General features: G+C 68.1%; 2 protein-coding genes. Both read left to right on the top strand.

Annotated features, from left to right (window positions below; translation table 11 throughout):
• On the top strand, positions 1-1,479 hold a 1,479-nt coding region (locus Mrose_RS18200), incomplete at its 5' end, for a flippase (protein ID WP_147371730.1).
• On the top strand, positions 1,476-2,286 hold an 811-nt coding region (locus Mrose_RS18195; protein WP_119280632.1), incomplete at its 3' end, for a glycosyltransferase family 4 protein. The genes Mrose_RS18200 and Mrose_RS18195, both read left to right, overlap by 4 nt.

The raw sequence follows: 2,286 nt of genomic DNA, 5'->3' as shown, positions 1-2,286 counted from the left end.
AACCCCCCCCGCCTGGCCCGTGCCGTGCGCAACGGGCTGTGGAATGGCGCGTCCAATCTGCTCGTGGCATTGGTGGGCGTCGTCACCTCGGTCATCGTGGCCCGCAGCCTGAGCGAGGCGCAATTCGGCGTCTACAGCTATTACGCCTGGCTCTCGGGGACTTTGGTGGCCCTGCTGAACACCCAGTCCTTTGGCTCGGCCCTGACCAAGCTGGCGGCGGAACTGCGCGGGCGGGGAGAGGTCGGGGAGGCCAGGGCCTTAGGACGTGGGGTGATGCTGGTGCTGGTGGGCTCGAGCCTGCTGCTGAGCATTGCCGTGCTGATCTATGCGCTGGGGTTCGAGCCTCCTTTGCGCTATTACTTTCTGGTCGTGGCAGCCGCGCCCTTGCCGGGGGTGCTGGCCTCGCTGCTTTCCTCGGTGTTCTGGAGCCGGGAGAACTACCGCGTCACCTCCATCGCCAACCTCCTGGGCGCCGGGCTCCAGGTGGTGCTGGTGTTGCTGGCCTACTGGCGGGGCTGGGGGGTGGCGGGCTACTTGCTGTTGAGTTTGGTCTTGCCGCTGACCAACTGTATTGCCTTGCTGCTGACCTCGTTCAGCGATGAGCCGAACAGGGGCGTGCGCCGCTGGTGGCCCAGCCGGCCCATCGTGCGCTACTACCTGCGATTCAGCTTTCCACTGGTGGTGATGGGGTTGTTGGAGCTGGTGTTGATCCAGCGCTCGGGGGTGCTGTTTCTCGAGCTCTACTCCACCGCGGCGGAGATCGGCTTCTACAGCCTGGCTTACACCATCTTCCAGCTGCTGTTCATGACCGGCTGGGCCCTGGTCAACAGCTTTTACCCCGCCATCTCTCACAGCTTCGGCCAGGGGGACTGGGCGGCCATACGCCACAAGATCCAACAGGCCGGGCTCTTGAGCGTGGTCTACGCTACCCCGCTGTTTCTGGGCGGGCTGGTCACCCTACCCGAGCTGATTGCCCTGCTCTTCGGGGTAGATAAGATCGAAGCCGCCCGTCCGGCCCAAGTGCTCTTCATCGGCATGCTGCCGATGTGCCTGGTGGGTCTCTATGGCCTGACCCTCGGCGCCATCAACCGCCCCTGGGCGGCTTTCCCCATCGGGATCGGAGCCTCACTGTTGGGAGTCGGGCTGAGCGTGTGGCTGGTACCCCAGCACGGGGCGGTGGGGGCTGCCATCGCCAATACCATAGCGCAGGGGACCTACGCGGGGCTCAAGTACTTCATCGTGCGGCGGCTGGCCGGAGTGGGGCTGCCCTGGGGCGTGATCGCCCAGGTGCTGCTCATCGGCTTCCTGACCGCCTTTTTGCCTCCCTTGCTGACCCTGTGGCTGTTTCCCGGCGCGCTGGGGCTGCTGCTGGGCATCGCCCTGGCTGCGGCGGCCTATGCCGGGGCGATGTGGAAGCTGGGCTACCTGCGCCGGATCGTCAGGGAATTGCCCACCGCGTCCCGCGGAGGTGGGGCGTGAAGGTGCTGCACCTGGTGGGCAACCTGCTCCTACCCAAAGATCCCGAGCGGGAGCGGGCCAGTGGGGCGGTGCGGGTGGCCCTCGAGCTCGCCCGCGTGCAGGCGAGGGCAGGGCACCAGCCCTGGGTGGTCGCCATCGGCCCCGAGGCCTGGACGCGGGAGTGGCTGGAGGTGCGCCTGGTTCAGCTCAAACCCCTGCCCTGGGCCCATTGGCGGGGGCTCGATTTCCGCAACCACCTGCCCTACGTGCTGCTGTGCCTGCGGGAGAGCTTCGACGTGGCCCACGGCCACCTCTATAGCTACCTGCGTTTTCTGAGGGTCAGAGCCCGCGTGGTGCACGTGCACCATGACCCCCTGCACAATGCAGCCGGGGCCGAGCTAGCGGCCATCGCCCGGCACTGCGACGCCTTCATCGCGGTGAGCCAGTTCGTGGCGCGGCGGCTCGAGCAGGGCCTAGGCGGGGGGGAGCGGGTTTTCCAGGTGTACAACGCCGTGGACGCCGTGCGTTTTGACCCGGCCCGCTACGCTCGGGAGCGCTTCGGGCTGCGGGAGCGCTGGGGCGTGAAGGCGGGGGACCCGGTGTGGCTCTACGCGGGAGCCATCGTGCCGGAGAAGGGCGTGCTGCACCTGGCGCGGGCCTTCGCCCGGCTGGCCGAGCGCGTTCCCCAGGCCCACCTGGTCGTCGCCGGGGGTAGCGCGCTGTGGCGGCAGAGCTTCGAAACCGAAGACCCCCAGGCCGCCTACGAACTCGAGGTGCGCCGGACCCTCGCCGCCGCCGAGGCTCGGGGGCAGGTGCACTGGCTGGGGG

Source organism: Calidithermus roseus, from assembly GCF_003574095.1.
GTDB lineage: Bacteria > Deinococcota > Deinococci > Deinococcales > Thermaceae > Calidithermus > Calidithermus roseus.
This window is presented reverse-complemented; position numbering and strand designations above follow the sequence as displayed.